This window comes from Caproiciproducens galactitolivorans, assembly GCF_004768785.1.
GTDB classification, from domain to species: domain Bacteria; phylum Bacillota; class Clostridia; order Oscillospirales; family Acutalibacteraceae; genus Caproiciproducens; species Caproiciproducens galactitolivorans.
This window is the reverse complement of the sequence record NZ_SRMQ01000010.1, coordinates 63,422-76,704: the sequence shown is the minus strand read 5'-3', so window position 1 is coordinate 76,704 and position 13,283 is coordinate 63,422. Positions and strand designations below refer to the sequence as shown.

17 protein-coding genes and 1 other annotated feature are annotated in these 13,283 nt (G+C 48.6%); of the genes, 6 read left to right on the top strand and 11 right to left on the bottom strand.

Features of this window, described 5'->3' with window-relative positions; translation table 11 throughout:
• Nucleotides 1-37 precede the first annotated feature (37 nt).
• The 7 genes from rplJ to CAGA_RS10205 form a co-directional block, all read right to left on the bottom strand.
• Nucleotides 38-574, bottom strand: coding sequence for a 50S ribosomal protein L10 (gene rplJ / locus CAGA_RS10235; protein WP_135660492.1), 537 nt, complete (start codon nt 572-574; stop codon nt 38-40).
• A gap of 20 nt (nt 575-594) precedes the next feature.
• Nucleotides 595-736 (bottom strand) — a sequence feature (ribosomal protein L10 leader region).
• A gap of 42 nt (nt 737-778) precedes the next feature.
• Nucleotides 779-1,471 (bottom strand): 50S ribosomal protein L1, encoded by a 693-nt coding sequence (rplA, locus tag CAGA_RS10230; RefSeq protein WP_135660490.1) that lies wholly within the window; start codon nt 1,469-1,471, stop codon nt 779-781.
• Between the two features lie 60 nt (nt 1,472-1,531).
• On the bottom strand, nt 1,532-1,957 hold the full coding sequence (gene rplK, locus CAGA_RS10225; RefSeq protein WP_135660488.1) for a 50S ribosomal protein L11: 426 nt from the start codon (nt 1,955-1,957) through the stop codon (nt 1,532-1,534).
• 118 nt (nt 1,958-2,075) lie between these two features.
• A complete protein-coding gene (gene nusG / locus CAGA_RS10220; RefSeq protein WP_135660486.1) occupies nt 2,076-2,597 on the bottom strand; it encodes a transcription termination/antitermination protein NusG in 522 nt (173 codons plus the stop codon).
• A 20-nt stretch (nt 2,598-2,617) separates the two neighbouring features.
• On the bottom strand, nt 2,618-2,854 hold the full coding sequence (gene secE / locus CAGA_RS10215; RefSeq protein ID WP_135660484.1) for a preprotein translocase subunit SecE: 237 nt from the start codon (nt 2,852-2,854) through the stop codon (nt 2,618-2,620).
• Nucleotides 2,855-2,874: 20 nt separating this feature from the next.
• Nucleotides 2,875-3,024, bottom strand: coding sequence for a 50S ribosomal protein L33 (gene rpmG, locus CAGA_RS10210; RefSeq protein WP_054332001.1), 150 nt, complete (start codon nt 3,022-3,024; stop codon nt 2,875-2,877).
• 187 nt (nt 3,025-3,211) lie between these two features.
• Nucleotides 3,212-4,003, bottom strand: coding sequence for a DUF7674 family protein (locus CAGA_RS10205; protein WP_135660482.1), 792 nt, complete (start codon nt 4,001-4,003; stop codon nt 3,212-3,214).
• A gap of 209 nt (nt 4,004-4,212) precedes the next feature.
• Between CAGA_RS10205 and CAGA_RS10200 the strand changes: the two genes are divergently transcribed.
• From CAGA_RS10200 to CAGA_RS10180, 5 genes are read left to right on the top strand one after another with little or no spacing between them, the layout of a single operon-like run.
• Nucleotides 4,213-5,286 carry a D-alanine--D-alanine ligase family protein gene (locus CAGA_RS10200; protein WP_135660480.1) on the top strand — a complete coding sequence of 358 codons (1,074 nt, stop codon included), beginning with the start codon at nt 4,213-4,215 and terminating at the stop codon, nt 5,284-5,286.
• 22 nt (nt 5,287-5,308) lie between these two features.
• The gene (gene murI, locus CAGA_RS10195) at nt 5,309-6,121 is read left to right on the top strand and encodes a glutamate racemase (RefSeq protein WP_135660478.1); all 813 of its coding nucleotides are present in this window, start codon (nt 5,309-5,311) and stop codon (nt 6,119-6,121) included.
• Between the two features lie 35 nt (nt 6,122-6,156).
• Nucleotides 6,157-6,621 carry a YwiB family protein gene (locus CAGA_RS10190; protein ID WP_135660476.1) on the top strand — a complete coding sequence of 155 codons (465 nt, stop codon included), beginning with the start codon at nt 6,157-6,159 and terminating at the stop codon, nt 6,619-6,621.
• Entirely contained in the window at nt 6,590-8,284 is a 1,695-nt protein-coding gene (argS, locus tag CAGA_RS10185; RefSeq protein WP_135660474.1) for an arginine--tRNA ligase, read from the top strand. Before CAGA_RS10190 ends, argS begins: the two co-directional genes overlap by 32 nt.
• 30 nt (nt 8,285-8,314) lie before the next feature.
• Entirely contained in the window at nt 8,315-9,541 is a 1,227-nt protein-coding gene (locus CAGA_RS10180; RefSeq protein WP_135660472.1) for a homocysteine S-methyltransferase family protein, read from the top strand.
• An 801-nt stretch (nt 9,542-10,342) separates the two neighbouring features.
• On the opposite strand, the gene CAGA_RS10175 is transcribed toward CAGA_RS10180, so the two are convergent.
• Nucleotides 10,343-10,573 (bottom strand): hypothetical protein, encoded by a 231-nt coding sequence (locus tag CAGA_RS10175; RefSeq protein WP_135660470.1) that lies wholly within the window; start codon nt 10,571-10,573, stop codon nt 10,343-10,345.
• Between the two features lie 15 nt (nt 10,574-10,588).
• Nucleotides 10,589-11,446 (bottom strand): 16S rRNA (adenine(1518)-N(6)/adenine(1519)-N(6))-dimethyltransferase RsmA, encoded by an 858-nt coding sequence (gene rsmA, locus CAGA_RS10170; protein WP_135660468.1) that lies wholly within the window; start codon nt 11,444-11,446, stop codon nt 10,589-10,591.
• Nucleotides 11,447-11,623: 177 nt separating this feature from the next.
• Between rsmA and CAGA_RS10165 the strand changes: the two genes are divergently transcribed.
• Complete coding sequence (locus tag CAGA_RS10165) at nt 11,624-12,112, top strand: deoxycytidylate deaminase (RefSeq protein WP_135660466.1); 489 nt, start codon at nt 11,624-11,626, stop codon at nt 12,110-12,112.
• Nucleotides 12,113-12,221: 109 nt separating this feature from the next.
• Here the strand turns inward: CAGA_RS10165 and CAGA_RS10160 are convergent, their stop codons facing one another.
• Together CAGA_RS10160 and CAGA_RS10155 are read right to left on the bottom strand one after the other, a co-directional pair.
• On the bottom strand, nt 12,222-12,545 hold the full coding sequence (locus tag CAGA_RS10160; protein WP_135660464.1) for an AzlD domain-containing protein: 324 nt from the start codon (nt 12,543-12,545) through the stop codon (nt 12,222-12,224).
• Nucleotides 12,542-13,261, bottom strand: a complete 720-nt coding sequence (locus CAGA_RS10155; RefSeq protein WP_135660462.1) for an AzlC family ABC transporter permease — start codon at nt 13,259-13,261, stop codon at nt 12,542-12,544. The genes CAGA_RS10160 and CAGA_RS10155 overlap by 4 nt, the downstream gene beginning before the upstream one ends.
• Nucleotides 13,262-13,283: the final 22 nt, after the last annotated feature.

The window sequence follows — 13,283 nt, the reverse complement described above, 5'->3', positions numbered from 1 at the left end:
CCAATAATTTAAAAATTTATAGATAGGATCGGGATCCTTATGCATTGGCAGCCTGTTTCTCTGCAATAGCGTTCAGAGCAACAACCAAACCCTTCATTGTGCCGTTCAGCACGGTGACGAAACCGGTAATCGGAGCATTGAGCCCGCCCAGAGCCTTTGCAACCAAAACCTCTTTGGAAGGCAGTTCCGCTAACTCCTTAATTGCTTTTGTGTCAATCGCGGCGCCATCAATGAAACCTGCTTTGATTTTAAAGGTTTTATTGTTTTCAGCAAACTTCGACAGAATTCTCGCGCTGGCTACATGATCTTCCGCATTGAGTGCGATTGCGGTCGTACCTTCTAGGACATTGTCCAGGCCCTCAATCCCCGCCTCTTTCAAAGCAAGACGGAGCAATGTGTTCTTAACAACCATGTAATTGCTGCCAGCCTCGCGCAGATCCTTACGGAGCTTTGTATCCTGTGCAACGGTTACGCCTTTATAATCAACGATAACGCCTGCACATGCATTCTTCAGGCTCTCCGTCAAAGCGGACACGGCTTGTTTCTTTTTCTCTAAGATTTTTTCACTTGGCAAATGTATTCACCTCCACAACTGGAATCACATAAAAAGCCCTTCCCACATACCGCGGGAAGGGCGTAAATACACAACGTGTAAAAACAGCTCTCTCCTCGGCAGGCTGGGAAAAACCCATTAAGCGAACGCGCCTGCTGTCTTTGGAATAAAGAACAGCAATATTATACTAGCACAGGCACAGGTGCCTGTCAAGCTTTTTTGTTATCAGCCAACCTTGTTCGGGTTGATTCTGATACCGGGACCCATTGTTGAAGCAACAACGCAGCTCTTGATATACTGGCCTTTGGAAGCGGCCGGCTTTGCCTTAACAATCGCACCAAGCAGAGCGTCAAAGTTTTCTAGCAGCTTCTGGCCGCCGAAAGACACCTTGCCGATGGAGCAGTGGATGATGTTAGTCTTGTCGAGACGGTATTCGATCTTACCGGCTTTCGCGTCTGTAATTGCCTTGCCGATCTCACGTGTTACCGTACCGGCCTTCGGGTTCGGCATTAAACCGCGGGGACCGAGGACTTTACCTAAACGACCAACCAGACCCATCATATCCGGGGTTGTAATCAAAATATCGAAATCCATCCAGTTTTCATTCTGGATCTTCTGGATCATTTCCTCTGCGCCGACAAACTCCGCTCCGGCAGCTTCCGCTTCCTTCGCAGCGTCGCCCTTGCAGATAGCAAGTACACGGACTTTTTTACCGGTACCGTGCGGCAGAACAATTGCGCCGCGAACCTGTTGGTCAGCATGGCGGCTGTCTACGCCCAATTTGATGTGAACTTCAACAGTTTCATCAAATTTTGATGTCCCGGTCTTTACGCAAAGATCAAGCGCTTCGTTTGCATCATAAAGTTTTGTACGGTCGACCAGCTTTAAGCTGTCAACATATTTTTTACCGTGTTTCATTGGTTTTCCTCCCTATTGAGTGGTAAAATCGGAGTAGAAAAGTTCCTCCCACCCGGGTGATCAATCTACGACTTCAATGCCCATGCTGCGTGCCGTACCGGCAACCATGCTCATAGCGGATTCAATAGAAGCCGCGTTCAAATCGGGCATTTTTGTTTCAGCAATTTTCTTAACCTGCTCGCGGGTAATCTTTGCAACCTTTTTCTTGTTCGGTTCACCCGAAGCAGTTTCAATTCCGCAGGCCTTCTTAATCAAGACGGCAGCCGGCGGGGTCTTTGTAACAAAAGTAAACGAACGATCCGCATAAACTGTAATGATAACCGGAATAACCAGTCCTACGTCATTCTTTGTGCGTTCGTTGAATTCTTTTGTAAAAGCCATGATGTTGACACCGTGCTGACCGAGAGCCGGTCCAACAGGCGGCGCCGGGGTTGCTTTGCCAGCAGGTATCTGGAGCTTAATAAAGCCCGTAACCTTTTGAGCCATTTTTTTGCACCTCCAAAATTCGTGGTAGATGGCGGAGCGGACGAAAAAATTTATCCGTTCCTCCCACAGGGGCAATGCCCCTCATAATAAGCGGTTTCCCGCATATTACCATAGATTCTTATTCCACCGCTTCAGCCTGATCCAATTCAAGCTCAACCGGTGTTTCGCGCCCAAACATAGATACTGTTACGCGAATGCGGTTCTTGTCGGCGTCAATTTCCTCAACGATACCAACGAACCCTTCGAGCGGGCCGTCGATAATGTGTACGGAATCCCCAACGCCATAGGACACCTCAACCTTTTTCTGCTCAACTCCCAGTTTCGCCACTTCTTCATCCGTAAGCGGAATCGGTTTTGAGGAAGGGCCTACAAAACCCGTACAGCCCCGAATATTGCGGACAACATACCAAGACTCATCGGTAAGAATCATCTTCACCAGAACATAACCGGGAAAAATTTTTCGCTCTACGTCACGCCGTTTGTTATCCTTCACTTCGGTAACAGTCTCCGTCGGTACGCGGACTTCCTGAATCAAATCATGGAGCTGGCGGTTTTCCACGGTTTTTTCAAGATTGGAGGCAACCTTGTTTTCATACCCGGAATAGGTATGAACAACATACCACTTTGCGTCTTCAGGCATAGTAAATTCCTCCGCTTATCCTACTTTGCAATATTCATAATCAAACCGAGCAAGTTCATGAGTACTGTGTCCAAACAAAAAATAAACAAGCCAATAATGAATATTGTTGCCAAAACGACACCGGTGTTTTTAAAAACCGCCTGCGGTGTCGGCCAAATGATCTTTTTAACCTCGTTTTTACAGTCGCGGAAGAACTTTGAGATATCCTTGCTTTTTTTCGCAAAAATATTCTCTTTCTTTTCAGTCGTCTCTGGCATTTTTCGTCCCTCCGTCCGGATTACTTCGTCTCTCTGTGAAGAGTGTGTTTCCTACAGAATCTGCAGTACTTGTTCATTTCAAGCCTGTCCGGATCATTTTTCTTGTTCTTCATCGTGTTGTAGTTGCGCTGTTTGCACTCTGTGCAGGCTAATGTAATTTTAACTCTCATGACGGCACCTCCCGTTATACGGAAAAATATTTAGGCCATTAACCGGCCCCAGCCTCCCTCTTAAAAGGGCGCAAAAAAATAACCCCTTTATGAGGTATTCTCATCATAACACAGGATTTATCATAATGTCAAGTTTTTTCTGTAAGGAAACGGACGGGAGCGACACCCCTGCCCGTTTCCGGTTAATTTATTTCAAATTATTCAGGTTGTCAGCTATAAACCCTTTTTCTTTTTTCTTTTTCTCGGGCTTTACGGTTTTTCCCTTGAATTTCAAACCGGCCGCATAACTCTTTTTCAAATCGTCGCTGAAAAGCGACCTCATATTTTCAATCGCGGCGGGATTTTCAATTCCGTTCAGTATCACAATCGTGATGATGGAACGTACGTCCATGTCGCCGTTGGCATACATATCATTCAGCAATTCGCAGCAGCGCTTGATCGCATCCTGCTTTGCAGATTGCGCGCACAGCGTTTCAATTCTGGAAACAAGATGCTCCTTCGCAAATGTGACAACGCGCACATCGCCGTATTCTTCCCTTTCCGTATTCAGTTCTTCCCGCAGCTCCGGGAAAATGCCAACAAAGCGGTTAAAGAAAAAGATCGGGTCGTTTGTATCTTCTTCGTCTTTCTTTCTTTTTTTCTTCGGTTTTACGGCCACGGGTTTTGGCGCGCTGACGCTTTCCACAAAATCGTTTACGATGCTTTCCGCCGAGACAATATCGTCAACCTCCGGATCGTAAAGCCAGATGGAGACCGATCTCCACTTCTTATCCGGCTCACCGTCTTCCACACCGCAGCTTCTGAGTTCAAAGCGCTTTTTGCCCTGATTGTAAAGGATACTGTAAGCAGTATTGCCTCCCTTAAACAGCACATAGCTTTCGCTCTCTTCCTGCTGTTCGCCGGCAACCCTTGTAAACCCTTGTTCGTTTAACACCGCGCCGACTTTTTCAGCAATCAGGTCAAATGCCTTCTGCTCCAAAAATATCACTCCTGAATCCAAATTTATCGTAAGTAAGAATTATCTTTTTTGATTATGTTTACACGCTTATAAATTATACTACATAAACATTTTTTTGTCACCATACAATTTAATAAAATTCTGATTGCGCCTATTCCTGCCTTGTGGTATGATATATATTTGAAAAAATATATAGTAAGGAAAAGAGCGAATCTTTGGAGGTTAACATAATGGGCAAAAAGAAAATCGCCGTCGTTTTCGGCGGCTGCTCATCCGAACATGAAATCTCATGCATTTCCGCAGCTTCCGTAATCGACAATCTGCCTAAGGATAAATACGAACCCGTATGCCTCGGCATTACGAAAAAAGGCCGATGGTACCTGTTCTCCGGCCCGACGGAGGAAATTGCCGACGGGCGCTGGGAACACAACGCGCTGAACGTGCCCGCGTTCCTGTCCCCTGACCGGGATATCGGCGGAATTGTGGTGGACGGCAAAATGGGCTTTGATGTGATCAAGGTCGACTGCGTCTTTCCCGTACTTCACGGCAGGAACGGGGAAGACGGAACGATCCAAGGCCTTCTGCAGCTAAGCGGCATTCCTTTTGTGGGCTGCCGGGCGCTTGCTTCCGCCGATTGCATGGATAAGGCTGTTACCCATACACTTCTTACCGCCGCGGGGATCCATCAGGCAAAATACCTTTGGTTCTACGCTGAAAAATACAAGACCGGCGCCGCAAAGATCAAAGTAAAGATTGACGCGCGGCTTGGCTACCCGATCTTCGTAAAACCCGCCAACGCAGGTTCCTCCGTAGGCGTCAGCAAGGTAATGGGCGAAGCGGAGTTGGACGCAGCGGTTGCAAAAGCCGCGAATGAAGATGACAAAATCGTTGTGGAGGAAGCCATCGTCGGCCAGGAGGTGGAATGCGCCGTCCTCGGAAACGCGGAGCCGGAGGCATCCATCGTCGGCGAAATTTCCGCTTCCGCCGAGTTTTACGATTATGACGACAAGTATAAATCGGGGACTTCAAAGCTATATATCCCCGCGCGCCTTGATGAAACGGTTGCCGAAGAAATCCGCGCAAACGCAGTCCGAGCCTACCGTATGCTGGGATGCACCGGCCTTGCCCGCGTGGACTTTTTCGTCCGCGAAGGGCGGGAGGTCATTTTAAACGAGTTAAATACCATGCCCGGCTTTACATCAATCAGCATGTATCCGAAGCTTTGGGAGGCAAGCGGTCTCTCTTACGGCGATTTGCTGGATCGATTAATCAAACTGGCTTTTGAAGTAAAGACAAAGTACTAGTTTTTTGGAGCGATAAAAAAGAATGGATAACAGACCGATCGGCGTTTTTGATTCGGGCCTGGGCGGATTGACCGCCGTAAAAGAGCTTTTGCGGATCTTGCCGAAAGAAAACATCGTCTATTTCGGCGACACCGGCCGCGTCCCTTACGGATCGCGCAGCCGTGAAACCATTATGAAATACGCGAAACAGGACATGGCATTTTTGCAATCCAAAAATGTAAAAATGATAATTGCCGCGTGCGGAACGGTCAGCTCCGTTGCAAGCGGTATTGGCGACAACCTCAGCCTGCCGTTCACCGGAGTGCTCAAGCCGACCGCGGCAGCAGCGGCGGCGGTCACCAAAAATAAACGGATTGGCATTATCGGAACCACCGCGACAATCCGAAGCGGTTCTTACCGAAGGGAATTACAGGCGGTCGATCCCCGGATCGAGGTATTCGAAAAAGATTGCCCGCTGTTCGTTCCACTAGTGGAAAACGGCTTTATTAACGACGGCGAAGAGGTAACCCGCCTGGTTGCGGAGCGCTACCTTGCCCCACTTAAGGAAGCGGAGATCGACACGCTGATCATGGGCTGCACGCACTACCCCATTATCCGCAGCATTATTTCGGGCGTTTTGGGAAGCGGCGTAACCCTGATCGACAGCGGCCGTGAAACCGCGCTTTTCTGTGCGGAAACCCTGAAAGCCAAGGGGCTGTTAAGCAGCCGGCCCGAGGAAGGCGACTGTTCCTTCTTTGTAAGCGACCGGGTTGAAGGGTTTTCGCAGATTGCGGGGATCTTTTTGGGGCGCAATATCAAGCACGAAGTCAGCCATGTGGATATTGACCTGTATTAAAAGACAAAATACGTATTGAAAGCAAGGAGTAACGAATGCTGGAAAATTACCTTATTTCCATTAAGGGCCGGCAAAAAATAGACAACGAAACCGGCGAGGTTGAACTGACCACCTTGGGTTCCTATGTCCGAAAGGGCAACAGCAAATACATTGTTTATAAGGAATACGACGCGGAAAACCGCAATGCCCCCAAAACCTCCGTTTTAAAGATAGATGGCAATAAAAAGGTTACGCTGATGCGTGGAGGCGCGGACAGTACCCGCCTTATACTGGAATGCGGAAAACGCCATCTCTGCCAGTATAACACAGGCTTTGGAAATATGATGATCGGCGTTTTTACCAGCAGGGTAAAATCCGAGCTGGGCGATCTGGGCGGAAAACTCGAAATCTATTATACCTTAGATATTAACTCAAATTTATCCAGCTCGAACGAGCTGCTTATAACGGTCAAGGAGGCAAATCAAAAAGATGTCAAAAATAGTGTTGCAGGCAACCAATGATCTGAAAACTGCCATTCAGCGCGCGATTGAGAAGGCGCAAGCCGACGGCAGCTTACCGGAAACGGAAATCCCGCAGTTTACCATTGAAGTTCCGGCTGACCGAACGCACGGCGATTGGGCCACAAACGCCGCCATGGTTTCCGCCAAGGCGTTCCGCCTTGCGCCGAGAAAAATTGCACAGGTGATTACGGACAACATCGCGCTGGAGGGCACTTTTTTCGACCGATTTGAAATTGCCGGCCCGGGATTTATCAATTTCTTTCTGAGCCAAAATTTTTATACACAGGTGTTAAAGGATATTACGGTAAGCGGCAGCAATTACGGGCGCAGCGATTATGGCAAAAAGGAAAAGATCATGGTTGAGTTTGTGTCCGCCAATCCGACCGGCCCCATGCACATGGGAAATGCGCGCGGCGGCGCACTGGGTGACTGCCTTGCCTCCGTACTCGACGCGGCGGGCTACGATGTATGGCGTGAGTTTTATGTTAACGACGCGGGCAACCAGATTGAAAAATTCGGCAGTTCCCTTTCCGCGCGCTATCTTCAGATTTTCAAGGGCGAAAACGCGGTGGAATTCCCGGAGGACGGCTACCAGGGCGACGATATCAAAGAGCGCGCTTCTGAATTTGCGGAAATTTACGGAGACAAATACGTAAATGCGGAGCAAAAGGAGCGGGAAAAAGCGCTGGTTGAATTTGCTTTGCCGAAAAATATTAAAAAAATGGAATCCGACCTGAAAAAATACGGGATCGAATACGATGAATGGTTTTTGGAAAGCCGCCTTCACAACGACGGCGAGCTAACGGAAACCATCCAGATTTTAAAGGATAAGGGGCTTACCTACGAAAAAGACGGTGCCATCTGGTACAAAGCGACTGAGTTCGGCGCAGAAAAAGACGAGGTTCTTGTCCGCCAGAACGGAAATCCGACCTATTTTGCGGCAGATATCGCGTATCATCGTAATAAATTCCAAAAGCGCGGATTCAACCGCTGCATCGACGTCTGGGGCGCAGACCACCACGGACACGTGGCCCGTATGAAGGGTGCGATGGACGCAATCGGACTGGACGGAAGCAAACTGGACATCGTTTTAATCCAGCTCGTCCGTCTGGTAAAATCCGGCGAAGTGGTCCGTATGAGCAAGCGCACCGGAAAGGCAATCCAGCTTGCCGATTTATTGGACGAAGTTCCGGTGGACGCGGCAAGATTCTACTTTAATATGCGCGAGGCAACCTCCCAAATGGATTTCGACCTTGACCTTGCGGTACAGCAGGATTCCCAGAACCCTGTGTATTACGTGCAGTATGCCCATGCCAGAATCTGCAGCATCTTCAAAACGCTCGCTGCCGAGGGAATCCACCTGCGCGACTGCACCGATGAAGAACTGGCGCTTCTGACCGCGCCGGAAGAAATCGAGCTTATCCGCCATCTTTCCGCCTTTACGAGCGAAATTATTGCCGCCGCGCAGGATTATGATCCCGCCCGAATTACACGTTACGTTATTACGCTGGCAACACTATTCCACAAATTTTACAATGCCTGCCGCGTAAAGGGCGAAAACGAAAGCCTGACCGCCGCAAGGCTGTACTTATGTAATGCGGTGGCCATTGTGATCCGCAACGTGCTTTCTATGTTTAAAATATCGGCGCCGGAAAGCATGTAACGGTTATATTGATAGGAGCAATGAAAATTAATGAGCTTCCCTTTTAAATTGCCAATGCTGCTGGACGGTGCGACCGCCACCAACCTGACCGCTGCCGGCATGCCCAGCGGCGTTTGTCTGGAAAAATGGATTTCGGAAAACCCGCAGAAGCTGTTAAAGCTGCAAAGCGACTTTATTGCCGCTGGGGCGCAGGCTATTTACGCGCCCACCTTCGGCGCGAACCGTGCCTGCCTTTCCGCTTACGGATTTGAAAACGAAGCGGTTGAACTGAATAAAAAGCTGGCCGGGCTCTCGTTGAGCATAGCAAAACCAACCGGTGTGCTGGTTGGCGGGGATTTATGCCCTACTGGGCTGTTCGTGCCGCCGTTCGGGGATGCGGATTTTGACGACATTTACGATATTTACCGGGAACAGATCCGTGCTTTGGACGAAGCGGGCGTCGATTTTCTGATTATTGAAACGCAGACCTCGCTTGCGGATATGCGCGCGGCCGTCTTAGCGGCGCGAACCACCAATCTGCCTGTATTTGTTACCATCACGATTGATGAAAGCGGCCACACGTTGACAGGCGGCAGCCTCCTACCCACAGTAATTACCCTGCAGGCAATGGGGGTCGATGCCATTGGGCTGAACTGCTCCTTCGGGCCGCAATCCATGTTGGAATATATTGAAGAAATCCTTCCCCATGCAAGCGTTCCGGTGATTGCAAAACCGAATACCGGCGCTGCCATGCGGAACCTTCTCGGCGGGAATCCTCTTACGCCAGAGGATTTTGCCGGTGCCATGCGCAAAATGATGGAGGCGGGCGCGAGGATTGTGGGCGGCTGCTGCGGCGCTACGCCGGAGCACATCAAAGCCCTTGCCGCAGTGGTTAAGGAATTCGGACCTTTGCCCGAGTCCCCGGAGCCCGACTGCTATGCCGCCGCAAATGAGCGCGAAGCGTTCTTCCTCGGTGACGACATTTTGTTCAGCGAACCGCTTTCGTGCACCAGCTCTCTGGGCGACGACCTGATTGATTTGGACGACGAGCGGTCAAACGCCGCTTTGGTGAAAATAAACAGCCTGGACGACGCCATGCTCCTTTGCGAAAACAGCACCATGACGCGCCTGCCGATTGCCGTGCACTGTGACAGCCTTCCGGTGCTCGATGCAGCGCTGCGTTATTTCCAGGGGCGGCTCATCATTGACTCAACGTGTTCTATTGAAACCGAACTATTGGAACCGCTCGCCACAAAATACGGCGCGATCATTTATTAATTAAGAAAGCAGCAGAGAAAAAGCCCTGCTGCTTTTAAAATATTCTTAATTGGAACACACTAAATTTCAACGAGAGGTAATTATATCCTAATTAATTTCTATCATTTTTCGGTCTGCTTTCTTGAGTGATGAATCACAACAATGAAAAGCAAACAATATGTAATAACAGAAATTGATATTAAGGTAAAATTAACCGACATTTGAATGCAAAGAACTTCAAAAAACTTCCCCAATAAACCAAGTAAGGAAATCCCATTCACAAGAATTCCAAGAATAATACTATACTGGATATTCTTACTAAAGAGAATTGTCGCCGAAGAAAAAGCCCGTGCACTACTTCCAGCATGCTTAGTCTTCCGGTAACATCCTCTTTTTTTCAGTTGTACTAGTAGCCGACATTTTAATGCCTGTTGGTATGCTTGCGACTACTTCATAAGTGGCAGTTGCAGTTGATGAATCCGATCAAGAAAGGCCAGAACGGTCTCATATATCTTTTTTATTCTTAAGTTTATAATTTCTCCAGTAGCCTTATCAATCAGTCTTGCTTTAGCACTACTAATGCCATTTTTTTGTGACAAATTTTTATTTTTCTTAGCGCTTATCATCATAGCCATACTTAGCATTAAAGATACAAGGGTGATGGTTTTTCATGACATTTTAAGTATGTCCCCTCGATAAATTGGAAAATTGTAATTTATTATAAAATGACATATTTTTTTGAATATAATGCAATACTTTTTCAATTGAGAAATTACTATAAAAAAGATCGATCGGAAGTTTTATCGCTCCGACCGGTCTTTTTTATTCTCTTTGCTGGTTTTCCGGCTGCTTCATTTCCCTTGGCCTTTCTTCCTCGAGCGGCTCTTTCCAGCTTTCAAACGCGAGGAACATCCCACTAAAGGCTACAACACAGGCAACCGCGGCCGTAGCCAGCGCCCACCCGGTAATTTCGAACGGGCCAAGCACCATGGAAATCAGCGTCAGCACCATGCCGACTTCAAAAAACAGGACTGCCAGTTTCCCGTCGCTCATTCGTATTCCTCCGTTTCACTCATTTTCCGACGACAATTCATTACTCAAAGCCGCAAGCTGTTCCATTGTAAGCTGCTCTGCCCGCGCATTGGGGGCAATTCCCGCCCGTTCCAGCGCCAAAGCGATTGTCTCCCGTTGAAATGCAAGCCCGGAGGACAACGAATTGAGGATCGTTTTCCGGCGCTGGCCGAAAGCCGCCTTCACCACCCGGAAGAAATCCTTTTCATCATCAATGTGTACGGGCGGTTCCTTCAAGACATTCAGGCGGATCACCGTGGAATCCACATTCGGCTGAGGGTGAAAATTTTCGCGCCCCACTTGGAAAAGGATTTCCGGTTCCGCAAAATACCGCACAGCCGCGCTAACCGCACCACAGGAGCGGCTGCCGGGCTGTGCGCAAAAGCGCTGAGCCGCTTCCTTTTGCACCATTACCGTAATGGAATGAATGGGCAGCCGTTCCTCCAAAAGCCGCATAATGACGGGCGAGGTAATATAATAAGGAAGATTGGCACAGACGGCGATCTCCTGCCCCGGGAATTCGGTTTCTATCAGCCTTTTCAGGTCGGTTTTTAATATATCGTCAAGAATAATTTTTATATTGCTGAAACCCGCCAGCGTTTCTTCCAAAACCGGGAGCAGACGCTTATCCAGTTCGACGGTCACGACTTTGGCAGCTCTTTTTGCCAGTTCCACAGTCAGGATGCCCAACCCCGGGCCAATTTCCAGTACCCCACCGCCGTCCGCACGGCATTCGGCAGCCATATGCGGACAAACATCCGGGTTAATGAGAAAATTCTGTCCTAGTGATTTGGAAAAATGAAACCCGTGGCGCGACAGCACACCCTTTATTGTATTCATATCCCATAAATTCATTTTTATTTCTCCGTATCTATCAGTTCGGAAACTTCCCGCCAGCTACTGACTGTTCCGAAAGGAAATCTCTTTTATCTCGATTTAAGATTATATCATATAAATTCGCACAATTCCATTGATTATCCATTGAAAATACAATATGATAGAATTGGTTATAAAAGAGCGGGAGGTATCAGAATGACTCGTACTGATAAAGAAAATTATTATCTTGATATTGCGGAAACTGTACTGGAACGCGGAACCTGCCTGCGTCGGAATTTCGGCGCGATTATCGTACAACACGACGAAATCGTTTCTTCCGGCTACACCGGTGCGCCGCGCGGCCGCCGCAACTGCATCGACACGGGAGTCTGCGTGCGTGAATCATTGAACATTCCCCGCGGCGAGCGCTACGAGCTTTGCCGCTCCGTCCACGCGGAAGCCAATGCCATCATCAGCGCTTCCCGGCGCGATATGATCGGCAGTACGCTCTATCTGGTGGGCCGCGACATGAAAACCGGCAATTACGTAGAAAATGCTTCCCCCTGTTCCATGTGCAAACGAATGATTATCAACGCGGGAATTACGCGGGTTGTTGCGCGGAACACGAAAAATACTTTTTCCTCGGTCTATGTGGAGGAATGGATTGAAAACGATGAATCGCTGACTGGAAAATTCGGTTATTAGTGCATAGAGAAATTGCTGAAATTATTATTGTCAATGCTAAGCACCTACAACTTTGCCGTCTGTTGAAAAAACGCCGCTGCATTTGCAGCGGCGTGAATTATTTTATTGCTTATTTCACGATAACATGAAGAATCTGTTCCGCAACAAAAACCGCACCGGCGGAGCCCAGCGCAACCGTTAATAGCCCCCGGCCATGGTAAGCAAGAAAAAGCGCGGCGGCAAGCCCGATACATGCCGAATACAAATTCGCGGTGGAATACAGAATTTCGGGGAAAGTCATTGCCGCAAGCACCGAATAAGGGACATACGCCAGGAAGGACTTCACAAAACGGTTATTAATTTTCTTCTTAAAAATGGCAAGCGGCAGCATGCGGATGATATACGTTACAAACGCCATGATAAAAATGCAGGTTAAAATCCTCGTATAATTCATTCCTGCACCTCCGCCTCATGAACCGGATAGCGCAAAGCGGCAAAGGCCGAAGCGATCACCGCACACACAATGATTACCCAGCCGCTGGAAATCCGGTTTAAATACGGAGCCCACTTGAAAATGCAGCTCAGTACGATGGTAAACAGAATCACCTTTGCAATCGGCTTCGCCTTTTTTGCGGGCGGGATAATAATGGCGATGAACATACCGTAAATGGCGATTCCAAGCGCGGTGCGCACGCATCCTGGCAAAAGGCCGGTTGCGGCAGCGCCCAAAAACGTCCCGAGCGTCCAGCCGGCATAAGGTGCAGCGATCAACCCGGAAAAGTACCGCGCGTTGATATTCCCCTTCTGCTGCATGGCAACCGCAAAAACCTCGTCGGTAACGCCGAAGGAAAGCACAAACCGCTGTAAGGACGTCATGGTTTCGTCCACCTTTTGCGATAAGGAAAGCGACATCAACATATAGCGGATATTAATGACAAAAGTTGTTACCGCAATTTCTATGTACAGCCCCCCTGTCAGGATCAACTGCGTTCCCGCAAACTGCCCGGCGCTGGTCAGATTGGTCATGGATATCAGGAGCGCGACCCAAACAGGCAGCCCTCCCTGCGTCGCCATCATGCCAAACGCGAACGAAACGCTGATATAGCCAAGGCAGATGGGTAAACCGTCTTTCAGCCCTTTTTGAAAGGTGAGTGTCTCATTTTGCTGCATCTTTCTCTCCAAATGTAATACT